Source organism: Streptomyces katrae (assembly GCF_000717655.1).
In the GTDB taxonomy this organism is placed as follows: domain Bacteria; phylum Actinomycetota; class Actinomycetes; order Streptomycetales; family Streptomycetaceae; genus Streptomyces; species Streptomyces katrae_B.
Window position 1 is genome coordinate 124,860 of sequence record NZ_JNZY01000001.1, and the last position, 20,552, is coordinate 145,411.

General features: G+C 72.3%; 23 protein-coding genes. 12 read left to right on the forward strand and 11 right to left on the reverse strand.

The annotated features are described in order from the left end of the window. The first annotated feature begins 57 nt into the window (after nt 1–57). The 4 genes from IF09_RS0100625 to hutH all read left to right on the forward strand — a co-directional run bounded on the left by IF09_RS0100625 (nt 58) and on the right by hutH (nt 4,877). Entirely contained in the window at nt 58–1,242 is a 1,185-nt protein-coding gene (locus IF09_RS0100625) for an adenylate/guanylate cyclase domain-containing protein (RefSeq protein ID WP_030290814.1), read from the forward strand. Between the two features lie 24 nt (nt 1,243–1,266). Then, a complete protein-coding gene (locus IF09_RS0100630) occupies nt 1,267–2,049 on the forward strand; it encodes an enoyl-CoA hydratase/isomerase family protein (protein ID WP_030290816.1) in 783 nt (260 codons plus the stop codon). 86 nt (nt 2,050–2,135) lie between these two features. Then, on the forward strand, nt 2,136–3,251 hold the full coding sequence (locus IF09_RS0100635) for a GGDEF domain-containing protein (protein ID WP_030290817.1): 1,116 nt from the start codon (nt 2,136–2,138) through the stop codon (nt 3,249–3,251). An 84-nt stretch (nt 3,252–3,335) separates the two neighbouring features. Then, nucleotides 3,336–4,877: a histidine ammonia-lyase gene (gene hutH / locus IF09_RS0100640; RefSeq protein WP_030290819.1), complete on the forward strand. Its 1,542-nt coding sequence runs from the start codon at nt 3,336–3,338 to the stop codon at nt 4,875–4,877. 126 nt (nt 4,878–5,003) lie between these two features. Here hutH and IF09_RS0100645 read toward each other — a convergent pair whose 3' ends face one another. Beyond that, complete coding sequence (locus tag IF09_RS0100645) at nt 5,004–5,366, reverse strand: hypothetical protein (RefSeq protein WP_030290821.1); 363 nt, start codon at nt 5,364–5,366, stop codon at nt 5,004–5,006. Nucleotides 5,367–5,512: 146 nt separating this feature from the next. Here IF09_RS0100645 and IF09_RS0100650 point away from each other — a divergent pair, with 146 nt between their 5' ends. The 3 genes from IF09_RS0100650 to IF09_RS0100660 all read left to right on the forward strand — a co-directional run bounded on the left by IF09_RS0100650 (nt 5,513) and on the right by IF09_RS0100660 (nt 8,306). Next, nucleotides 5,513–5,818, forward strand: a complete 306-nt coding sequence (locus IF09_RS0100650; protein WP_030290823.1) for a hypothetical protein — start codon at nt 5,513–5,515, stop codon at nt 5,816–5,818. A 147-nt stretch (nt 5,819–5,965) separates the two neighbouring features. Further along, entirely contained in the window at nt 5,966–7,237 is a 1,272-nt protein-coding gene (locus tag IF09_RS0100655) for a L,D-transpeptidase (protein ID WP_030290824.1), read from the forward strand. A 97-nt stretch (nt 7,238–7,334) separates the two neighbouring features. Further along, complete coding sequence (locus IF09_RS0100660) at nt 7,335–8,306, forward strand: GNAT family N-acetyltransferase (RefSeq protein WP_051831979.1); 972 nt, start codon at nt 7,335–7,337, stop codon at nt 8,304–8,306. Here the strand turns inward: IF09_RS0100660 and IF09_RS0100665 are convergent. Continuing rightward, nucleotides 8,296–9,219, reverse strand: a complete 924-nt coding sequence (locus tag IF09_RS0100665) for a helix-turn-helix domain-containing protein (protein WP_030290827.1) — start codon at nt 9,217–9,219, stop codon at nt 8,296–8,298. The two genes, IF09_RS0100660 and IF09_RS0100665, sit on opposite strands and share 11 nt — an antisense overlap. Before the next feature lie 164 nt (nt 9,220–9,383). On the opposite strand from IF09_RS0100665, the gene IF09_RS0100670 reads away from it, so the two are divergent. Further along, nucleotides 9,384–10,430 (forward strand): NAD(P)-dependent alcohol dehydrogenase, encoded by a 1,047-nt coding sequence (locus IF09_RS0100670; RefSeq protein ID WP_030290829.1) that lies wholly within the window; start codon nt 9,384–9,386, stop codon nt 10,428–10,430. Between the two features lie 10 nt (nt 10,431–10,440). On the opposite strand, the gene IF09_RS48405 is transcribed toward IF09_RS0100670, so the two are convergent. From IF09_RS48405 to IF09_RS0100690, 4 genes are all read right to left on the reverse strand, one after another. After that, on the reverse strand, nt 10,441–10,593 hold the full coding sequence (locus IF09_RS48405) for a hypothetical protein (RefSeq protein ID WP_418953006.1): 153 nt from the start codon (nt 10,591–10,593) through the stop codon (nt 10,441–10,443). Nucleotides 10,594–10,708: 115 nt separating this feature from the next. After that, a complete protein-coding gene (locus tag IF09_RS0100680; protein WP_030290831.1) occupies nt 10,709–11,062 on the reverse strand; it encodes a hypothetical protein in 354 nt (117 codons plus the stop codon). Nucleotides 11,063–11,170: 108 nt separating this feature from the next. Further along, a complete protein-coding gene (gene msrA / locus IF09_RS0100685; RefSeq protein WP_030290833.1) occupies nt 11,171–11,836 on the reverse strand; it encodes a peptide-methionine (S)-S-oxide reductase MsrA in 666 nt (221 codons plus the stop codon). 158 nt (nt 11,837–11,994) lie between these two features. Further along, a complete protein-coding gene (locus IF09_RS0100690; protein ID WP_030290835.1) occupies nt 11,995–13,101 on the reverse strand; it encodes a hypothetical protein in 1,107 nt (368 codons plus the stop codon). A gap of 83 nt (nt 13,102–13,184) precedes the next feature. Here IF09_RS0100690 and IF09_RS0100695 point away from each other — a divergent pair, with 83 nt between their 5' ends. Continuing rightward, nucleotides 13,185–14,342 carry a cystathionine gamma-synthase gene (locus IF09_RS0100695; protein ID WP_030290837.1) on the forward strand — a complete coding sequence of 386 codons (1,158 nt, stop codon included), beginning with the start codon at nt 13,185–13,187 and terminating at the stop codon, nt 14,340–14,342. A 42-nt stretch (nt 14,343–14,384) separates the two neighbouring features. Here IF09_RS0100695 and IF09_RS0100700 read toward each other — a convergent pair whose 3' ends face one another. From IF09_RS0100700 to IF09_RS0100710, 3 genes are all read right to left on the reverse strand, one after another. Beyond that, entirely contained in the window at nt 14,385–14,636 is a 252-nt protein-coding gene (locus IF09_RS0100700) for a hypothetical protein (protein WP_030290839.1), read from the reverse strand. Beyond that, nucleotides 14,633–15,061, reverse strand: a complete 429-nt coding sequence (locus IF09_RS0100705; RefSeq protein WP_030290840.1) for a sigma factor-like helix-turn-helix DNA-binding protein — start codon at nt 15,059–15,061, stop codon at nt 14,633–14,635. The genes IF09_RS0100700 and IF09_RS0100705 overlap by 4 nt, the downstream gene beginning before the upstream one ends. 69 nt (nt 15,062–15,130) lie before the next feature. Next, nucleotides 15,131–15,652 carry a MarR family winged helix-turn-helix transcriptional regulator gene (locus tag IF09_RS0100710; protein ID WP_051831981.1) on the reverse strand — a complete coding sequence of 174 codons (522 nt, stop codon included), beginning with the start codon at nt 15,650–15,652 and terminating at the stop codon, nt 15,131–15,133. A gap of 291 nt (nt 15,653–15,943) precedes the next feature. Here IF09_RS0100710 and ilvA point away from each other — a divergent pair, with 291 nt between their 5' ends. The 3 genes from ilvA to IF09_RS0100725 all read left to right on the forward strand — a co-directional run bounded on the left by ilvA (nt 15,944) and on the right by IF09_RS0100725 (nt 19,314). Further along, complete coding sequence (gene ilvA, locus IF09_RS0100715; protein WP_030290851.1) at nt 15,944–17,179, forward strand: threonine ammonia-lyase; 1,236 nt, start codon at nt 15,944–15,946, stop codon at nt 17,177–17,179. A gap of 201 nt (nt 17,180–17,380) precedes the next feature. Further along, nucleotides 17,381–18,460, forward strand: coding sequence for a daunorubicin resistance protein DrrA family ABC transporter ATP-binding protein (locus tag IF09_RS0100720; RefSeq protein WP_030290855.1), 1,080 nt, complete (start codon nt 17,381–17,383; stop codon nt 18,458–18,460). Then, complete coding sequence (locus IF09_RS0100725; RefSeq protein ID WP_030290857.1) at nt 18,457–19,314, forward strand: ABC transporter permease; 858 nt, start codon at nt 18,457–18,459, stop codon at nt 19,312–19,314. Before IF09_RS0100720 ends, IF09_RS0100725 begins: the two co-directional genes overlap by 4 nt. 67 nt (nt 19,315–19,381) lie before the next feature. Here IF09_RS0100725 and greA read toward each other — a convergent pair whose 3' ends face one another. Both greA and IF09_RS0100735 read right to left on the reverse strand, forming a co-directional pair. After that, complete coding sequence (gene greA / locus IF09_RS0100730; protein WP_030290859.1) at nt 19,382–19,879, reverse strand: transcription elongation factor GreA; 498 nt, start codon at nt 19,877–19,879, stop codon at nt 19,382–19,384. 136 nt (nt 19,880–20,015) lie between these two features. Then, on the reverse strand, nt 20,016–20,441 hold the full coding sequence (locus IF09_RS0100735; protein ID WP_030290861.1) for a DUF4307 domain-containing protein: 426 nt from the start codon (nt 20,439–20,441) through the stop codon (nt 20,016–20,018). Nucleotides 20,442–20,552: the final 111 nt, after the last annotated feature.

The following is a 20,552-nucleotide window of genomic DNA, read 5'->3' on the forward strand; positions in this document are numbered from 1 at the left end:
CCCGGTGATCACCCGGTTCGGCAGGGCAGTGCGCACGGAATGGACAGGAGGCGGCCCTTGACCGTCGGCGACTCTACGTCCAGCGCGTCCGCCCCCCGGCCCGGCGGCCAGGGGTCCACCGGCTCGGGGTCCACCGGTCCGGGCACGCCCATCGGGCGCGACCAGCACACTCCCCACCACGAGGTCGACCACACCGCACAGCCGACGGCGGACCCGCTCGCCATCCGGCTGGAGCAGCTGATCCTGGGCGCGGAGCGCCGGTACACACCCTTCCAGGCGGCCCGCAGCGCCGGTGTCTCGATGGAGCTCGCCTCCCGCTTCTGGCGGGCGATGGGCTTCGCCGACATCGGCCAGGCCAAGGCCCTGACCGAGGCGGACGTACTGGCGCTGCGCCGGCTCGCCGGCCTCGTCGAGGCCGGGCTGCTGAGCGAGCCGATGGCCGTGCAGGTGGCGCGGTCCACCGGGCAGACCACCGCCCGGCTGGCGGAATGGCAGATCGATTCCTTCCTGGAGGGGCTGACGGAGCCGCCCGAGCCGGGAATGACCCGTACGGAGGTCACGTACCCGCTGGTCGAGCTGCTGCTGCCGGAGCTGGAGGAGTTCCTCGTCTACGTGTGGCGCCGCCAGCTGGCGGCGGCCACCGGCCGGGTCGTGCAGGTGGCGGACGACGAGGAGATGGTCGACCGGCGGCTCGCGGTGGGCTTCGCGGACCTGGTCGGCTTCACCCGGCTGACGCGGCGGCTGGAGGAGGAGGAGCTCGGCGAGCTCGTCGAGTCCTTCGAGACGACCTCCGCGGACCTGGTGGCCGCGCACGGCGGCCGGCTGATCAAGACGCTCGGCGACGAGGTCCTGTACTGCGCCGACGACGCGGCGACGGCGGCGGAGATCGCGCTGCGGCTGATCGAGACGATGGAAGCCGATGCCCAGATGCCGGAGCTGCGCGTCGGCATAGCGTTCGGGACGGTGACGACCCGGATGGGCGACGTCTTCGGGACCACCGTGAACCTGGCCTCGCGGCTGACGTCGATAGCCCCGAAGGACGCGGTGCTGGTCGACGGGGCGATGGCGGAGGAACTGGGCAGGACGGGCGCGGCGCCGGTCTCGGAGAAGGAGGCCGAGGCCGAGGAGGGCGGCGGGACGTACCGCTTCGCGCTCCAGCCGATGTGGCAGCGCCCGGTGCGCGGGCTCGGGGTCGTGGAGCCCTGGTCGCTGACGCGGCGGAAGCCTAAGATCCCCGGGTAACGTTCGTTAACCGGGAGGGTCTCTGTGTCTGAGTTCGTGGCTGTGCGCCGGCATGAGGACGGGGTCGCGGAGCTGGTCCTGGACCGGCCGAAGGCGATGAACGCCGTCTCGACGGACATGGCGCGGGCCATCGGCGAGGCCTGCGCGGCGCTCGCGGCGGACCCGTCGGTGCGGGTGGTCGTGCTCTCGTCGGCCGCCGAGCGGGCGTTCTGCGTAGGGGCCGACCTCAAGGAGCGCAACTCCCTGTCGGACGCCGAGCTGGTGCGGCAGCGGCCGACCACGCGGGGCGCGTACGGGGGCGTACTGGAGCTGCCGATGCCGACGATCGCGTCGGTGCACGGGTTCGCGCTGGGCGGCGGCTTCGAGCTGGCGCTGGCGTGCGACGTGATCGTGGCCGACGAGACGGCGGTGGTCGGCCTGCCGGAGGTCTCCGTGGGCGTGATCCCGGGCGGCGGCGGCACGCAGCTGCTGCCGCGGCGCGTGGGTGCGGCGCGGGCGGCGGAGCTGATCTTCACGGCGCGGCGGGTGGAGGCGGCGGAGGCGCTGTCGCTGGGCCTGGTGGACTCGGTGGTGCCGGCGGGCACGGACCGGGACGAAGCGCTTGCCCTCGCGGCCCGGATGGCGGCGAACTCCCCGGTGGGCCTGCGCGCGGCGAAGCGGGCCCTGCGGCTGGGGCACGGGATGGACCTGACGGCCGGCCTGGAGATCGAGGACGCGGCCTGGCGGACGGTGGCCTTCTCGGGAGACCGCGCGGAGGGCGTGGCGGCGTTCAACGAGAAGCGCAAGCCGCAGTGGCCGGGGAAGTAGGGGCTGGGGCAGGGGCCGGGGCGTCCGGTCCCGCGGTCCCTGCATCAAGCTGCACGAAATCGGATGAAACTCCCTAACCTGGGGTGATGGGAGTCGACGGGCGGCTGCGAGCCGTCGTGGGCCTGGCTCAGGCCATGGCCGCCGCATGCGCGCCGCGGGACAGTGTCCGGGCGGCCGCCCGTGGGGCCCGCCTCGCGATGGACGGCTCGTTCGCCGCGATCTCCGCGTGGGAGCGCGAGCGGGGCCGGCTGCGGGTCCTCGTGAACGAGGGGGAGCTGCGGGCCGGGGAGGAGACGTTCCCCGAGGACGAGTCGTACCCCGTCCACGACTTCCCCGAGATCACCGAGTTCCTGCACGAGCGCTGGGTCGGCGGCAGCGGCCCGCACGCCTGGGTCGAGAGCGCCGGCGGGAACCGCCCGGGGCGGCGCGGCGAGGCCCTGCGCCGCCGGGGCCGCGGCACCTGCGTCGTCGCGCCCATCGTGCTCAGCGGGCGCGCCTGGGGCGAGCTGTACGTCGCCCGCGACGACGGCCTGCCCGACTTCGACGAGGACGACGCCGAGTTCGCGACCGTCCTGGCGGCGGTGGTCGCGGCCGGGCTCGCGCAGAACGAGCGGCTCGAAGAGGCCCGGCGGCTCGCCTTCACCGATCCGCTGACCGGCCTGGCCAACCGCCGCGCCGTCGACATGCGGCTCGACGAGGCCCTGGAGGAGCACCGGCGGAACGCCGCCGTGGTGAGCCTGGTGGTGTGCGACCTGAACGGGCTCAAGAGGGTCAACGACACCCTGGGGCACGCCACGGGCGACCGGCTGCTGGAGCGGTTCGGGTCCGTGCTCAGCCTCTGCGGGGCCATGCTGCCCGGCGCGCTCGTGGCCCGGCTCGGCGGCGACGAGTTCTGCCTGGTGAGCGTCGGGCCCCCCGCCGACGAGGTGGTCCGGGTGACCGAGGAGCTGTGCCTGCGCGCCGCCGAGCTGGAGCTCGGGGAGGGTGTCGCGTGCGGGGTCGCGTCCACCGGCGACCCGATCGGGCCGGGGAAGTCCTCCCGGCGGCTGTTCCGGCTGGCCGACGCCGCGCAGTACAAGGCCAAGGCCGCCCGCACGCCGAAACCCGTCGTCGCGGGCCGGGACACCGCCGTGGTCCGGCTGGCCGATGCCGCCCCGCAGGAGGCGGCCGGCGAGCGGCGCCGCTTCCGCGGCCGGGCGTAGGCCTTGTGGCGGAGGCGTAAGGGTCCCTCGCGAAACTTGCTAGTGACATGAAGCGATTCAGTCCGTAGGCTGCTGAATATGGATATGCACACTGTCGTGGTGGGGACGTCCGGGACCACCGCCGAGGACGTCATCGCCGTCGCCCGCGGCAACGCGCGGATCGAGCTGTCCGGCGAGGCGCTCGACGCCCTCGCCCGCGCCCGCGAGATCGTCGACGCCCTCGCCGCCAAGCCCGAACCCGTCTACGGGGTGTCCACCGGCTTCGGCGCCCTCGCCTCCCGGCACATCAGCCCCGAGCTGCGCGCCCAGCTCCAGCGCAACATCGTCCGCTCGCACGCCGCCGGCATGGGCCCGCGCGTCGAGCGGGAGGTCGTGCGCGCCCTGATGTTCCTGCGCCTGAAGACCGTCGCCTCCGGCCACACCGGCGTCCGGCCGTCCGTCGCGCAGACGATGGCCGACGTACTCAACGCCGGCATCACGCCCGTCGTCCACGAGTACGGCTCGCTCGGCTGCTCCGGCGACCTCGCGCCGCTCTCGCACTGCGCGCTCACCCTGATGGGCGAAGGCGACGCCGAGGGTCCGGACGGGGTCGTGCGCCCCGCCGGCGAACTGCTCGCCGAGGCCGGGATCCAGCCGGTCGAGCTGAGGGAGAAGGAGGGTCTCGCCCTCCTCAACGGCACCGACGGCATGCTCGGCATGCTGGTCATGGCCCTCGCCGACCTCGACAAGCTGTACAAGTCCGCGGACATCACCGCCGCGCTGACCCTCGAGGCACTGCTCGGCACCGAGAAGGTGCTCGCGCCCGAGCTGCACGCCATCCGCCCGCACCCGGGCCAGGGCGCCTCCGCCGCGAACATGGCCGCCGTGCTGAAGGGCTCCGGGCTCACCGGCCACTTCCAGGAGGAGTCCGCCCCGCGCGTGCAGGACGCGTACTCGGTGCGCTGCGCCCCGCAGGTCGCCGGCGCCGGCCGCGACACCATGGCGCACGCCGCCCTGGTCGCCTCGCGGGAGCTGGCCTCCGCCGTCGACAACCCGGTGGTGCTGCCCGACGGGCGCGTGGAGTCCAACGGCAACTTCCACGGCGCCCCGGTCGCGTACGTCCTGGACTTCCTGGCCATCGCGGCGGCCGACCTCGGCTCCATCGCCGAGCGCCGCACCGACCGGCTGCTCGACAAGAACCGCTCGCACGGCCTGCCGCCGTTCCTGGCGGACGACGCCGGTGTCGACTCCGGTCTGATGATCGCCCAGTACACGCAGGCCGCCCTGGTCAGCGAGATGAAGCGGCTGGCCGTGCCGGCCTCCGCCGACTCGATCCCGTCCTCCGCCATGCAGGAGGACCACGTCTCGATGGGCTGGTCGGCCGCGCGCAAGCTCCGTACCGCCATCGACAACCTGACGCGGATCATCGCGATCGAGCTGTACGCGGCCACCCGCGCCATCGAGCTGCGCCACGGGCTCACCGCGGCCCCGGCCAGCCTGGCGGCCATCGCGGCGGCTCGGGCGGCCGGCGTGGAGGGTCCCGGGCCGGATCGTTTCCTCGCCCCCGACCTGGCGGCGGCCGACGCGTTCGTCCGTACGGGCGGCCTCGTCGCCGCGGTGGAGCCGGTGACGGGTCCGCTGGCCTAGCCGTATCGCTTGGTCCGCATCGCTCCGCATCGCTGCCGCGAAGGGCCGGGCCCGGGAATCCTTTCCCGGGCCCGGCCCTTCGGCGTATTCGGCGTATTCGGCGCTTTCGACGTCCGCCCGTGGGGCCTACACGCGCGAGCGGCGTACGGAGAACGTGACGAACCCGGCCCCGAGGCCCAGGCAGAGCGTGCCGCCCAGCAGGTACGGGGTGGTGTCGATACCGCCGGTGTCGGCGAGCCCGAGGGGCATCTGGCCGGCGGTCTGCGGGGAGGCGCCCGCGGGATCGGCCTCGAGCGTCGTCACCGACCCGCGCCCGGCCCCGGACCCGGGCGCGTTCGCGGACTCCGGCGCGGCGGAACCGGAATCGGACGCCGTGGAACCGGGCGCCGCGGACCCCGGTGCGGTGGCGTTGGCCGAGGGCACGAACCAGAGGGCGGCGAGAAGGGTGGTCGCTCCGAGAGCGGTGAGCAGCGGTCGACGTGCGGACACGGTGCGATCCCCCTTGCGGAAGCAGCGAATTGGCCGTGTGCGGTGATGCTACGGACAAGGGCGGGTCGTGGGAAAGTCGGGGCTTCCTCGGGCTTAGTCTCCGTCGTATGAACCCTTCTGACACATCACGATACGTACGGCTTCGGGTGGATTTGGTACTGGAGGTGCCCGACCCCGAGGCCCTCACCGGAGCCGCACTCGAGCACATCGAGGCCGACGAGTTCATGCCGGACGAGGAGCGGGGCCACGCGGAGTCGGCCGTCCGGGAGGACGAGTCGGAGGCGCTCGCGTACCTCGTCGACCCCACTGACCTGGTCGCGGAGATCCCCGGCGTGGAGCTGGCGCAGGCCTCCTGGAGCAGCGAGCCCGTCGAATACGACCCCGAGTCCATGGAGTGGGACCTGGGCGAGGAAGATGGGGACTTCGACGAAGAGACGACCGACAACGCCTGACCGTGTGGTTGCCCACATTCAAGCGGAATGTGGAACCGATCCGGGCCTTCAACGCGTTGACTGGTGCGGGGCAGGGGGCGTGTCTCCCTGCCTTGATCGGGGCACCACCCGGCGGCAGCCGGGGGAAGCTCGGGGGTTCAGGCAACGATGGAGTGGCGTGTGAGGACGGACAAGAAGCGGCGGAGAAGGTCCCTCGTGGCCATATCCGCCGTCCTCGGTGGCGTGCTGGTGCTCTCGGCGTGCGGCGGTGGGGACGACAAGCCCAAGGGCGGCGGGGACGCGAGCAGCAAGTCCCAGTCGGACGTGGACGCGGCTGCGGCCAAGGACGCCTCCAAGGCCAAGATAACGATCACGCCCAAGGACGGTTCGACCAACGTCGGCCTGAACGACGCGGCCAACGTCGCCGTCAGTGACGGCACCCTCACGGCGGTCGAGCTGAAGACCTCCGAGGGCGCGGCCGTGCCCGGCAAGATAGCCGCCGACGGCAAGAGCTGGAAGCCGGACGGCGCGCTGAAGCGCTCCACGAAGTACGCCGTGTCGGCGACCGCCAAGGACGCCTCCGGCAAGGAGGCGCACGAGAACGCCTCCTTCACCACCGTCTCGCCGGAGAACAGCTTCGTCGGCTCCTTCATACCGGACGACGGCCAGACCGTCGGCGTGGGCATGCCGGTCTCGATCACTTTCAACAAGCCGATCAAGGACCAGAAGGCGGTCCAGGCGGCCATCTCCGTCACCTCCAGCAGCGGCCAGGAGGTCGTCGGGCACTGGTTCAGCGCGCAGCGCCTGGACTTCCGCCCGGAGCAGTACTGGCAGGCCGGCTCCACCGTCACGCTGAAGCTGGCGCTGGACGGGGTGCAGGGCGCCCCCGGCGTCCAGGGCGTGCAGAACCGGACCGCCACCTTCAAGATCGGCCGCAGCCAGGTCTCCACGGTCGACGCGAAGACGAAGAAGATGACCGTCACCCGGGACGGCGCGGTCCTCAAGACCATCCCGATCTCGGCCGGCTCCCCGGAGAACCCGACGTACAACGGCCAGATGGTGATCTCCGAGAAGTTCAAGGAGACCCGGATGGACGGCTCGACCGTCGGCTTCAAGAACAGCGAGGGCAAGGGCGAGTACGACATCAAGGACGTCCCGCACGCGATGCGGCTGTCCCAGTCGGGCACGTTCATCCACGGCAACTACTGGGGAGCGGACTCGATCTTCGGCAGCGTGAACACGAGCCACGGCTGTGTCGGTCTGAACGACGCCCAGGGTGCCAACGACCCGAACCAGCCGGCGGCCTGGTTCTACGACAACTCGCTCATCGGTGACGTGGTCACGGTCGTCAACTCGCCGGACAAGACCATCAAGCCGGAAAACGGCCTCAACGGCTGGAACATGAGCTGGGCGGACTGGAAGGCCGGCGCGGCCTCCTGACCCCGCCCCGGTTCCGGCCGACCTCCCGCGGATGGCGGGGAGCCCCTGACGGGGGTTCCCCGCCATCCGTCGTTTCCGGGGGACTAAGGTCCAGGTCATGAAGTTATCCCTCACCCAGCTGTCCGTACCGCCGACCGATGCCGAGGTGGACGCCTGGACATCGGTCCTGACCGCTGCGCACGCCGCCGACCTGCCCGGCCTGCCCGTACCGACCCGGGTGGAGATCGCGGGGCGGCTGCGCGTGGCGCCGACCACCGGCCGCTACGTGCACTTCGCGGCGGACGAAGGCGTGGCGAGCCTGCTCCTTTTCACGGACGCCGGCAATGCGCACACCGCTTCGCTGGACGTGCTGCAGGTACGTCCGGACGCGCGGCGGCGGGGGATCGGCACGGCCCTGTGGCACCGGGTCCGCGAGGAACTGCTGGCCCAGGGCCGCACCTCCGTCTCCACTTTGGCCGACCTGGGCGGGGCGGGACAGGCGTTCGCCGAGTCGCTGGGCTTCGAGAACGTGCTGCCGCTCGCCTGGTACGTGCAGGACGTGCGGGACGTGGCAACGGGGACGGCCGGCGCCGAGCACGTCCTCCCGGCGGGCTACGAGCTGCTGTGCTGGGAGGACCTGGTCCCGGAGGCGTGGGTGGCCGCGGCCGCCGTCGCCCACGGATCGATGGAGGACGCGCCGACCGGGGACATGGACGAGCAGACCCCGGCCTGGACCCCGCAGCGCCTGCACACGGTGCAGCGGCTGGTCCTGGACCGAGGCGGCCGGATGCTCATGGCCGCGGCGGTGACCCCCGCCGGCGAGGTGGCCGCGTACACCTCCCTGGTGCTCCCGGACCCGGCCGCCCCGCGCGCCCTCCAGTACGACACGGTGGTCGTCCCCGCTCACCGCGGCCGCGGCCTCGGCCGCGCGGTCAAACTCCGCATGCTGGGGGAGGCCACGGCCCGCTTCCCCGCCCTCCGTGAGATCGCCACCTCGGTGGCGGACGAGAACACCCCGATGCGCGCGGTGAACGCCGCCCTGGGCTACCGCCGCGAACGCGGGGCGGGCATCTTCCAGATCAAGCTGTAGCCCCGTCCGGGGACGAAGCGGAGGACGGGGCGGGAGGGGTGGCAGTGGCTACGGGGGCGGCGGACGGAGCCGACCAGGAGGCCAGCAGCCGGAGCGCGTCCGCCGAGGGCGAGCCCGGCGGCGCGTGGAAGGTCACCAGGAACTGCGCCGAGTCGTCCGGCAGCGCCAGCGTCTCGAAGGCCAGGTCCAGCTCACCCACCAGCGGGTGCCGCAGCCGCTTCACCCCGTGCGTCTTGTTGTCCGCCACCGTGTGCGCCGCCCACAGCCGCCGGAACTCCTCGTTCTTCACCGACAGTTCCCCGACCAGCGCGGACAGCTGCTCGTCCTCCGGGTGCTGGCCCGCGTACATGCGCAGGTTGCTCACCACCTCGCAGGCCCGGCACTCCCAGTCCACGTACAGGTCGGCCGTCGCCGGATCCAGGAACACCTGCCGTACGAGGTTCCGCTCCTGCGGCGGCAGCGCCCCGAAGTCCCCGAAGACCGCGGCCGCCAGCCGGTTCCAGCCGATCACGTCCTGACGCCGCCCCACCAGGTACGCCGGCACCCCCTCCATCGCGTCCAGCAGCGTCCGCAGCTCCGGGCGGACGCGCTGTGCCCGGTGCTGCTTGCCGCGGTGCCGGCGGGGCCGGGGGCTGGCCAGGTGGTTCAGGTGGGCCGTCTCCGTGCCGTCCAGGCGCAGGGCGCGGGCGATCGCGTCCAGCACCTCCGCCGACACGTTCTGCCCGTGTCCCTGCTCGAGCCGTGTGTAGTACGCCACTGACACGCCCGCCAGCTGCGCCAGTTCCTCGCGGCGCAGCCCGGGCACGCGGCGGTGGCGCCCGTAATCCGGCAGGCCCACGTCCGCGGGGCGCAGCCGTGCGCGGCGGGATCGGAGGAACTCGCCGAGCTCGGCACGCTGATCAAGCTGGTCCATGACGTCAGTATCGCCGGGCGGCCGGCGCGCGGGGACCGTGTTCCTGACCCCGCCAGGGGTAGGACCGCCAGTCCTAGGCACGACAGGGGCGTGGCTGCCGGCGGTCCGGCGCGGAATCGTTCGCTGTACGCAGACCGTCAGCAGCGTTCGAGGAGTTTTCATCCATGTCCGTCACCCAGGCCGCCGCCTACGCCGCTCCCACCGCGAAGGCCCCGCTGGAGCGCACCACCGTCCCGCGCCGCCCCGTCGGCGAGCACGACGTCCTCATCGAGATCAAGTACGCCGGCATCTGCCACTCCGACATCCACCAGGTCCGCGACGGGTGGGGCGAGGGCATCTACCCCATGGTCCCGGGCCACGAGATCGCCGGTGTCGTCGCCGAAGTCGGCCGGGGCGTCACGAAGTTCGCGGTCGGCGACCACGTCGGCGTCGGCTGCTTCGTCGACTCCTGCCGCGAGTGCGAGTACTGCCTGCGCGGGCAGGAGCAGTACTGCGTGCAGGGCATGACCGGCACGTACAACGCCCGTGACAGGAAGGGCGACCCGACGTACGGCGGCTACTCCACGCACGTCGTCGTCGACGAGAACTACACCGTCCGCATCCCCGACGGCCTCGCCCTCGACATCGCCGCCCCGCTGCTGTGCGCCGGGATCACCCTCTACTCGCCGCTCAAGCACTGGCAGGCGGGCCCGGGCAAGAAGGTCGCGATCGTCGGTCTCGGCGGCCTCGGCCACATGGGCGTGAAGATCGCGGCCGCGCTCGGCGCGGAGGTCACCGTCCTCTCCCAGTCCCTGCGCAAGCAGGAGGACGGCCTGCGGCTCGGCGCCTCGCACTACTACGCGACGAGCGACGAGACCACCTTCGAGAAGCTGGCCGGCAGCTTCGACCTGGTCATCTCGACGGTCTCGGCCCCGCTCGGCCTCGAGGCGTACCTCGACCTGCTGAAGGTCGACGGCGCGCTGGTTAACGTCGGCGCCCCGGAGGAGCCGGTCGAGCTGAACCTGTTCTCCGTCATCACCGGCCGCAAGACCCTGGCCGGCTCGATGATCGGCGGCATCGCCGAGACCCAGGAAATGCTGGACTTCTGCGCCGAGCACGGCCTGGGCTCGGAGATCGAACTGATCCGCGCCGAGCAGATCAACGAGGCCTACGAGCGCGTCCTGTCCAGCGACGTCCGCTACCGCTTCGTCATCGACGCCTCGACGATCTGACCGGCGGGCGCTACAGGGCGTCGAAGGGCGGAATGATCCGGACCACGACGATCAGCCGGGCGCGGGGTGCGGCGAGGAAGTAGAACCAGCCGTCAGCCGCGCCCATCCGCCGCAGGCCACCAGGCCTGGGTCCGTTGCCCAGCTCGCCGATGTCGACTCCCATGGCCGCCAAATCGACGAGTGCCCCATGAGGCGCTCGACCTCGGCCACGACATGGGAGGGAATTCCGCCCGCGACGTGTGCGTGATCGGGGTCGTACTCCCAGCGCCAGTCGGCACTCACTGCTCGTCGGCGGCGAGTGCCGCGTGGGCGGTGTCGAGGATCCGGCCGATTTCGGCGGCAGCCCGCCGGGCCTCGGTGGCGCTTCCCGTGGCTGCGGTGTCCTCCCAGTGCCGCAGTTCCTCGGCGAGCCGTGGCTGGCGCTGGATGTGTACGTATGCCGTCCACTGAGCGACGAAACGCCTGAGGGGGGCCAGGTCGGAGCCCTGGCGGGACTGGTCCGCCGCCTCGTCCGGCTCCCGGGTGAACGCGGGCAGCGCGGCTGGGGCGATCTGCGCGACGGCCTGGCGCAGGGCGGTCACCGTCGACGGCGGCTGCGGAATGAGCGGCCGCCCGGCAGCGGACGTGGTCATGGATGCTCCCATGGGCGAGATTCCGGGCCCCGGAGTCAGCCTACAGAGCTGAACTCCGGCGCCGCCGCCCGAAAGGGTGAGGGCCGCGCCGGAGGGCCGCCCGGAGTGTCAGCCGTTGGCCTTGGCCACGCCGATCGGGCAGCTGACGCCCGTGCCGCCTATGCCGCAGTAGCCGTCCGGGTTCTTGTCCAGGTACTGCTGGTGGTACGGCTCTGCCGGCCAGAAGGGGCGGGTCGTGGCCGGGAGGACCGCCGTGGTGATCTCGCCGTAGCCCGAGGACGTCAGGACCTGCTGGTACGCGGCGCGGGAGGCCTCGGCCTCGGCCTGCTGGGCCTCGGAGTGGGTGTAGACCGCCGAGCGGTACTGGGTTCCGACGTCGTTGCCCTGGCGGAAGCCCTGGGTGGGGTCGTGCGACTCCCAGAACAGCTTCAGGAGGGTGGCGTACGAGACCTGCGCCGGGTCGAAGACCACCCGCACGACCTCGGTGTGGCCGGTCTGCCCCGAGCACACCTCGTCGTACGTCGGGTTCTCGGTGAAGCCGCCCTGGTAGCCGGCCAGCGTGGTCCACACCCCCGGGGTCTGCCAGAACTTGCGCTCCGCGCCCCAGAAGCAGCCCAGGCCGAAGTCGGCCGTCTCGAGCCCGTCCGGATAGGGCCCCGCGAGCGGGTTGCCGAGGACCGTGTGCCGGTCCGGGAGCTGGAACTGGGGGGTCGCGCGGCCCTGGAGGGCCTCCTCGCGGGTGGGGAGCTCGGGCGTGCGGCGGTACGAGAACATGATTCCCTCCTAGTGGTACCCCCTTAACGGGCAGGGGCGGGCCGGGATTCCCCCCGGACCGCCCCCGGCCGCCGCGTAAGACTTCCGTCATGTCCCCGTGCCGCTACTGCGTCACCGATCGGCGCACGCAGAAGTCCCTCGCAGCGACCGCAGGCGCCTCAGTGCGGCAGCGTCGCCGGGGAGCCGCCGTTCGCCTCGTAGCCCGCCACCGCCAGGGCGCGGTACACCGCGTACTGCGCCGCAGGGTCCGGGGAGGCCGACCACGGCAGGGCGCCCACGTAGCCGTCGATGTGGCGGACCTGCTCCATCGCCTCCGCCCAGCGCTCCATCGGCACCAGGAACGACAGCAGCATGTGCCGGACGTGCGCCAGCATCGGGTCGTCCTGGCGTGCGGTGTGCACCGCGTACAGCGCGCCCTCCACCGCCCGGGTCACGACCGCGCCCTGCCAGAAGTTTGTCAGGACGACCTCCGGGACGTGCTCGTACACCGCGAACAGCGGCAGCGCCGCCAGCAGCGAGCCCTGCGGGGCACGGGCCGCCGCCGCGTGCGCGAAGGCGTCCGCCTGCTCGCGCGAGCCGTGCCACTTCTCGCACCAGTAGTGCAGGGCCGCCAGGTGCGCGCCCATGTGCGCCGGCGCGAGGTCGATGACCTTGGCCCAGAGGGCGTCGAACTCCGCCTCCGAGTAGCCGAGCGCCCGCGCGACGGCCAGCTCCGTGATGTACGGGACGGGGTCGCCCGGGGCCAGCAGCGCCGCCTTGCGGCACGCCTCCCGGGCCTCCTCCAGGATGATCCGGTGGTCGGTGGAGCCCACGCCGCCCGAGTGCCGCCACGCCTGCTGCACCAGCAGCTCCGCGTGCACCTGTGCGCCGCCCGCGTCCTTCTCCGCCTCCAGCCGCCAGGCCTTCAGCCACTGCGCGCCCACGCCGGGCCGCTCCACCAGCTCCAGCGCCGCGGCGCCACCGAAGGCCTGGACCCGCTGCCAGCGCAGCTCGCCCTCCTTCGGGGTTCCGGCCAGCAGCTGGGACGCCGCCTGCCAGCGGCCGCTGCGCTGCACCGCTTCGAGGGCGTCCATCAGGTCCTCGTCGGGGCCGGGGACGCGGATGTCCAGGTGCTCCTGGCGGGCGAAACCGTAGTTCTCGGGGTCGGCCGCGTCAGGGCTGCCCGGCGCGACCAGGCGTACGCCGCCGCCCCGCCGGCGCCGTATGTACGGGCTGAAGGCGGCCACGAGCAGGCCGAGCGCGATCAGGAACCACAGAATCTCCATGCCCCCAAGCGAACCAGACCCACCCGCGCATAGGCCAATGCCCCCACCCGCCGTCCGGCCGGACACCCCATAAGCTCTGCTTCATGAGCGACGACAGCCACGAGCACCAGAGCTTCGAGACCCGCGCGATCCACGCGGGCAACACGGCGGACCCGCTGACCGGCGCGGTCGTGCCCCCGATCTACCAGGTGTCCACGTACAAGCAGGACGGCGTCGGCGGACTGCGCGGCGGCTACGAGTACAGCCGCAGCGCGAACCCGACCCGGACCGCGCTCGAGGAGAACCTCGCGGCGCTGGAGGGCGGCCGGCGCGGCCTCGCCTTCGCGTCCGGGCTCGCCGCCGAGGACTGCCTGCTGCGTACGCTGCTCTCCCCGGGCGACCACGTGGTCATCCCGAACGACGCGTACGGCGGCACCTTCCGCCTCTTCGCGAAGGTCGTCTCCCGCTGGGGCGTGGAGTGGTCGGTGGCCGACACCTCCGACGCGGCGTCCGTACGGGCCGCCCTGACGCCGAAGACGAAGGTCATCTGGGTAGAGACCCCCTCCAACCCGCTGCTCGGCATCACCGACATCGCGGTCGTCGCCGACATCGCGCGGTCGGCCGGCGCCAAGCTGGTCGTGGACAACACCTTCGCCTCGCCCTACCTCCAGCAGCCCCTCGCGCTCGGCGCGGACGTGGTCGTGCACTCGCTGACCAAGTACATGGGCGGCCACTCCGACGTGGTCGGGGGCGCGCTGGTCACCGCCGACGCGGCGCTCGGCGAGGAACTGGCCTACCACCAGAACGCGATGGGCGCCGTGGCCGGCCCCTTCGACTCCTGGATCGTGCTGCGCGGCATCAAGACGCTGGCCGTCCGCATGGACCGGCACGCGGAGAACGCGGCGAAGATCGCCGAGATGCTGACCCGCCACCCCAAGGTGCACAAGGTCCTCTACCCGGGCCTGGCCGAGCACCCGGGCCACGAGATCGCCGCCAAGCAGATGCGCAACTTCGGCGGCATGATCTCCTTCTGCGTCGTCGGCGGGGAGCAGGCGGCGGTCGACCTCTGCGCCCGCACCAAGATCTTCACCCTGGCCGAGTCCCTCGGCGGCGTCGAGTCCCTCATCGAGCACCCGGGCCGCATGACCCACGCCTCGGTGGCCGGCTCGGCCCTGGAGGTCCCGGCGGACCTGGTCCGCGTCTCCGTCGGCATCGAGAACGCCGACGACCTGCTGGCGGACCTGACCCAGGCCATCGGCTGAGCATCCCGTACGGCTCTTACGGCAACAACCGCCGAGCGGTGGTCACCAGCCCTCCAGGGGCGGGGAGACACCGCTCGGCGGGATCTCCCACGGCCGGGCCAGCGAGGCCCACACCGCGAAGGCCACCGCCGCCGCGAACAGCAGGGCCCACCCGGCCCGGCGCAGGGCCCGGCGGCGGCGCAGCAGCCGGTCCCCGCGGGCCGCGGCACTGGCCGCCAGCCCGGCCGGGACCACCGGGTGGGGGCCCTCCAGCAGCCGCCTGACCTGGTCCTCCTTGCGGTCGGGGACGCTCATGCGGCCTCCCGCGAGCGCATCGCGGCCACGGCCCGGTTGCACAGCACCCGCACCCGCTCGACCGGCATCCCCAGCTGCGCGGCGGTGACCTCCTCCGCAACGCCCTCGTACACGCGCAGCACCAGCACGAGCCGTTCCAGCGGGCCGAGCCGCGCGAGCAGCCCCCGGCCGCCGTGGTGGCGCCAGCCGGTGCGGGCGAACGCGTCGCACAGCTCCCGGCGGGTGTGGTCGTACGGGTCGTCGCCGCGCACCCGGCGCCAGTTCGCGTACGTACGGGCCAGCGCGTCCGCGAGCAGCCGGCGGGCGGCGGCGGGCCCGGTCTCCGGCTCGGCCGTCAGCAGGACGGCGACATGCAGGAGCCGCCCCGCCGCACCCGCGACGAAGGCTTCGAACTCCGCGTAGGCGCCCGGCAGGTGGTCGTCCACAGGCCACATAGTGCGGGCAGCGGGACCGCCCCGGTCAAGGGGTCGGACGGCCCCGGCTCACGTCCGCGCTCAGGAAGCGGGGCCCGCCTCCGAGACGGCGCCCATCAGCTCCGACAGCGAGCCGTTGAAACGGGTCAGCAGGACGGTGAACGACTCGCGCTCGTCCTCGCTCCAGTCCTCGGTCACCCGGGCCATCAGCTCGCGCCGCGAGGAGCGGACCTCCTCGAGCCGGGCGAGGCCGCGAGGGGAGAGCGCGAGGACCACGGCGCGCCCGTCCTCCGGGTGCGAGGTGCGCTTGACCAGACCGCTGTCGACGAGCGGCGCGACCTGGCGGGTCACCGTGGAGGAGTCGATGCCCATGCCGCCGGCGAGCGCCTTGACGCCCATCGGGCCTTCCAGGTCGAGCCGGTTCAGCAGCAGGTACGCGGCGCGGTCCATCGAGTTGCGGGCCTGGCCGACCCCGCCCAGGCGGGTCTGCTCGGCGCGGCGGGCGAAGACGGCCACCTGGTGCTGGAGCGCGTCGAGGAGACCGGCTTCGGCGGACGCCTCGGCCGCCGTGGGCAGGTCGGAATTGGCCGGGGTGGAAGGCATGGCCGTGAGCTCTCTTCACGTGGGGCCGACAAGGATGGGGGACAGAGTACGCGGCCGTGGGGCGGCTCGTACGTCTCGTACGAGAACTGGTACGGGCGGCGGGGACCAAGGCCCCGAGGTCGTCCCGGATGGCCGGATTTCGCCCCCTGTGGGCTTTCCCTGCCGGGCCGTTGGCGGGCTGCCGGCCGGGCGGCCGGGCGGTGGGCGGGGCCGTCGGGCGGGTTGCCGGGCGGCCGTCGGCCGGGCTGCCGGCCGGCCGCCGTGATCCGCGCGGGCTGCGAGACTGGCGGCATGAACTACCGCGTGCCCGTGCCCGTCCCGCAGGTCATCCTCGACGACGTCCGGGGGGCCCAGAAGATGCTCTCGGGCGTCGCCCGGGTCACGCCGATGGAAGGCAGCCGGCACCTGACCGCCCTCACCGGCTCCCCGGTCCACTTCAAGTGCGAGAACCTCCAGAGGACCGGCTCCTTCAAACTGCGCGGTGCGTACGTGCGCATCTCGGGCCTGCGCCCCGAGCAGCGGGCCGCGGGCGTCGTCGCCGCCAGCGCCGGCAACCACGCGCAGGGCGTGGCCCTGGCCTCCTCCCTCCTCGGCGTCCGCTCCACGGTGTTCATGCCGGTCGGGGCGCCGCTGCCGAAGGTGGCGGCCACGCAGGAGTACGGCGCCGACGTGCGGATGTCCGGGCAGGTCGTCGACGAGACCCTGGCGGCGGCCCAGGAGTACGCGGACCGCACCGGGGCGGTGTTCATCCACCCCTTCGACCACCGCGACATCATCGCGGGCCAGGGCACGGTCGGCCTGGAGATCCTCGAGCAGTGCCCCGAGGTGCGGACGATCCTCGTCGGCATCGGGGGCGGCGGCCTCGCGGCGGGCATCGCGGTCGCGGTGAAGGCGCTGCGGCCGGACGTCAAGGTGATCGGCGTTCAGGCGGAGGGCGCCGCCGCCTACCCGCCCTCGCTGCGGGTCGGGCACCCGGTCTCGATCGACAACCCGGTCACGATGGCGGACGGCATCAAGGTCGGCCGCCCCGGTGACATTCCCTTCAACATCATCGGCGACCTCCTCGACGGCGTGCGCACGGTTTCCGAGGACGCCCTCTCCAGCGCCCTGCTGCTCTGCCTGGAGCGCGCCAAGCTCGTCGTCGAGCCCGCCGGCTGCAGCCCGGTGGCCGCCCTGATGAGCCGGCCCGAGCTGTACGGCGGGGGCGGCCCGGTGGTCGCCGTCCTGTCCGGCGGGAACATCGACCCGCTGCTGCTCCAGCGGATCCTGCGGCACGGCATGGCGGCGGCGGGCCGCTACCTCTCGCTGCGGCTGCGCGTGGCCGATCGGCCGGGGGCGCTGGCCGGGCTCCTGGGGGTGTTGTCAGTGGTGGATGCGAACGTGCTGGACGTGAGCCACGTACGGACCGACCCGCGCCTGGGGCTCACCGAGGTGGAGGTGGAGCTGCACCTGGAGACGAAGGGCCCGGAGCACTGCAGGGAGGTCGCGCGCTCGCTGCACGCGGCCGGGTACACGGTCATGGGCTGAGCCGAACCGAGCTGAGCCGAACCGAGCTGAGCCGAACCGGGGCGCCCGGCCCCCGCGAAACGGCGGCAGTCCCGTAGCGGCACGCGATATAACGCGATAGCGTATGTCACCCGAACGGCCGGGCGAGGACGGCCCGGCGTCCCTAGGATTGCGTGGGAATGTAACGATTCTGCTGGCCCGATGCACACTGGGAGAACCCAAATGCCAGGCGCCATCTATGCCGAAGGCCTGGTCAAGACCTTCGGCGAGGTAAGGGCACTGGACGGCGTGGACCTCGATGTCCCCGAAGGCACCGTGCTGGGCCTGCTCGGCCCCAACGGTGCCGGCAAGACCACGGCCGTGCGTGTCCTGACCACCCTCCTCAAGCCCGACAGCGGCAAGGCCGTCGTCGCCGGGATCGACGTCCTCAAGCACCCCAACGAAGTCCGCCGCGCCATCGGCCTGTCCGGCCAGTTCGCCGCCGTCGACGAGTACCTGACCGGCCGCGAGAACCTCCAGATGGTCGGCCGGCTCTACCAGATGAGCGGCAAGGCGGCGAAGGCCCGGGCCGGCGAACTGCTGGAGCGCTTCAGCCTCGCCGACGCCGCCGACCGCACCGCGAAGACGTACTCCGGCGGCATGCGCCGGCGCCTGGACCTCGCGGCCGCACTCGTCGTCCGCCCGCCCGTCATGTTCATGGACGAGCCGACCACCGGCCTCGACCCGCGCAACCGCCAGCAGCTCTGGGACGTCATCCAGGAGCTCGTGGCCGGCGGCACCACCCTGCTGCTCACCACCCAGTACCTGGAGGAGGCCGACCACCTCGCGCACGACATCTGCGTGGTCGACCACGGCAAGGTCATCGCCCGCGGCACCTCCGACCAGCTCAAGGCCCGGACCGGCGGCGAACGCGTCGAGGTCGTCGTCCACGAGCGCGACCGCATCCCCGACGCCCGCACGGTGCTCGCCGGCTTCGGCAAGGGCGAGACCACCGTCGAGGAGCACACCCGCAAGCTGACCGTCCCCGTCACCGGCGGCGCCAAGCTGCTCGCCGAGGTCATCCGCGAGCTGGACGCCCGCAGCATCGAGATCGACGACATCGGCCTGCGCCGGCCCACCCTCGACGACGTGTTCATCTCCCTCACCGGCCACGCGGCCGCCCTGGCCGACGAGGAGAACGGCGAGGGCGTCCCGCCGGACGCCAAGGGCCGCCGCGGCCACCGGGCATCGGTGCCGGCCTCGGCGCCGGCGCCGGCACCGGAACCGGCCTCGGCACCCGTATCGAAGGAGGCGGCCCAGTGACCACCGCCTCCCCGGCCCCGCAGCTCGCGGCACCGCGCCCGCGCGGCGGCATCGTCCAGGGCGTCAACGACTCCCTGGTCATCGCAAAGCGGAATTTGATCCGCATGTCCAGGATTCCCGAAATGATAATTTTCGGGGTCATCCAGCCGGTCATGTTCGTCGTGCTGTTCAGCTACGTCTTCGGCGGCTCGATCAGCGTCGACGGCAACACCTCGCCCGCCGCCTACCGCGAGTTCCTGATGGCCGGCATCTTCGCCCAGACCGTCACCTTCGCCACGGCCGGCGCGGGCGCGGGCATCGCGGACGACATGCACAAGGGCCTGATCGACCGGTTCCGCTCGCTGCCCATGGCCCGCGGGGCGGTCCTGACCGGCCGCACACTCGCCGACCTCGTCCAGACCACCCTCACGCTGGTCATCCTGGCCGTGGTCGCCCTGCTCGTCGGCTGGCGCACCCACACGAGCGCCGGCGAGGTGCTGGCCGGCTTCGCCCTGCTGCTCCTGCTCGGGTACGCGTTCTCCTGGATCGGCGCGCTGATCGGCCTGTCGGTGCGCACCCCGGAGGCGGCCACCTCGGGCGGGCTGATCTGGCTCTTCCCGCTGACGTTCATCTCGAACGCCTTCGTCCCCTCCGACAACATGCCGACGTTCCTGCGGACCATCGCCGAGTGGAACCCCTTCAGCGCCACCGTCCAGGCGGCCCGCGGGCTGTTCGGCAACTTCCCGCCGGGGTACGAGGCCCCGGCGGCCTGGCCGATGCAGCACCCGGTGCTCGCGTCGGTCCTGTGGTCCGTACTGATCATCGCGCTCTTCCGGACCCTGTCGGTCCGCAAATACCGCTCGGCGACCGCGTAAGGCGCACAGGAACGGGAAAGCCCCCGCCGGATCGCTCCGGCGGGGGCTTCTCGATCTCGTGGGGTGATCAGCCGGTGAAGGGCTTGACGTCGAGGATCTTGACGGTGGCCTTCTTGCCGTTCGGCAGCTCGTACTCGGCGTCCTCGCCGATCTTCTTGCCCATCACACCGGTGCCCAGCGGGGACTGCGGGGAGTAGGTCTCGAAGTCGGAGGACGCGTACTCGCGCGAGGCGAGCAGGAAGGACATCGTGTCGTCCTCGTCGCCGTCGAAGGCGATGGTGACGACCGTGCCGGGCGCGACCTCGCCGTCGGCGGCGGGTGCGGTGCCGACCTTGGCGTTCTCGAGGAGCTGCGTCAGCTGGCGGACACGGAGCTCCTGCTTGCCCTGCTCCTCCTTGGCCGCGTGGTAACCGCCGTTCTCGCGCAGGTCGCCCTCCTCGCGGGCGGCTGCGATCTTGGTGGCGATCTCCGTGCGTGCGGGACCAGAGAGGTAGTCCAGCTCGGCCTTCAGCTGGTCGTACGCCGCCTGGGTCAGCCAGGTGACGCTCTCGCTCGTCTGGGTCACGGGTGCTCCTCGTCGGTACAGGGGACTACATAGCCGCCAGCGGCGGGCGAAACCACGAGCCTAACAATTCGGGAAGAAAAGGGGGAGGACACCATGTGTATGAAGTGTGTCATTGGGCCCGTGAGCAGGAAAGAGCTCAGTCTGCCGTGGGCGTGGTGCCCGTCGCTGCCTGGCAGCCCACCAGTTCGATCATCGTCGCGCGGCCGGTGGTCTTCAACGAGAGCATCTCGTCCACCCGCGTGCCCTTCTGCCCGAAGGTGAAGTCGGCGCGGCCGACCTCCGCGTGCTCCTCGTTCTGGGAGCTCAGCGTGCACACTCCGGTGACCGAGGCGTCCTTGCGCACCTCCAGGTGCACCTTCACCTCGGTGTCGGAGACCACCTGGAACTTGATCACCTCGGCGCTGACGCTCTGACCGGCGACGTAGTCCCAGCCGATCCAGCCCACCAGCGCCAGCAGCCCGACACCCAGCACCGAACCGACGATCTTGAGCTTCCGGTCCGCACGCTCGTCCGCCGACCGCCCGTAACGACCCTCGGGCAGCCCCTCGCGCACCGCACTCATCGATCGTTCCTTTCGGGAGGGCCGGACTCCAGCATCCCAGGGGCAGCCCCGGAATTTTTCCACCCCCCGATTCGGTCACTATAGGAGGCGATGCCCTGACGACTTAAAGAG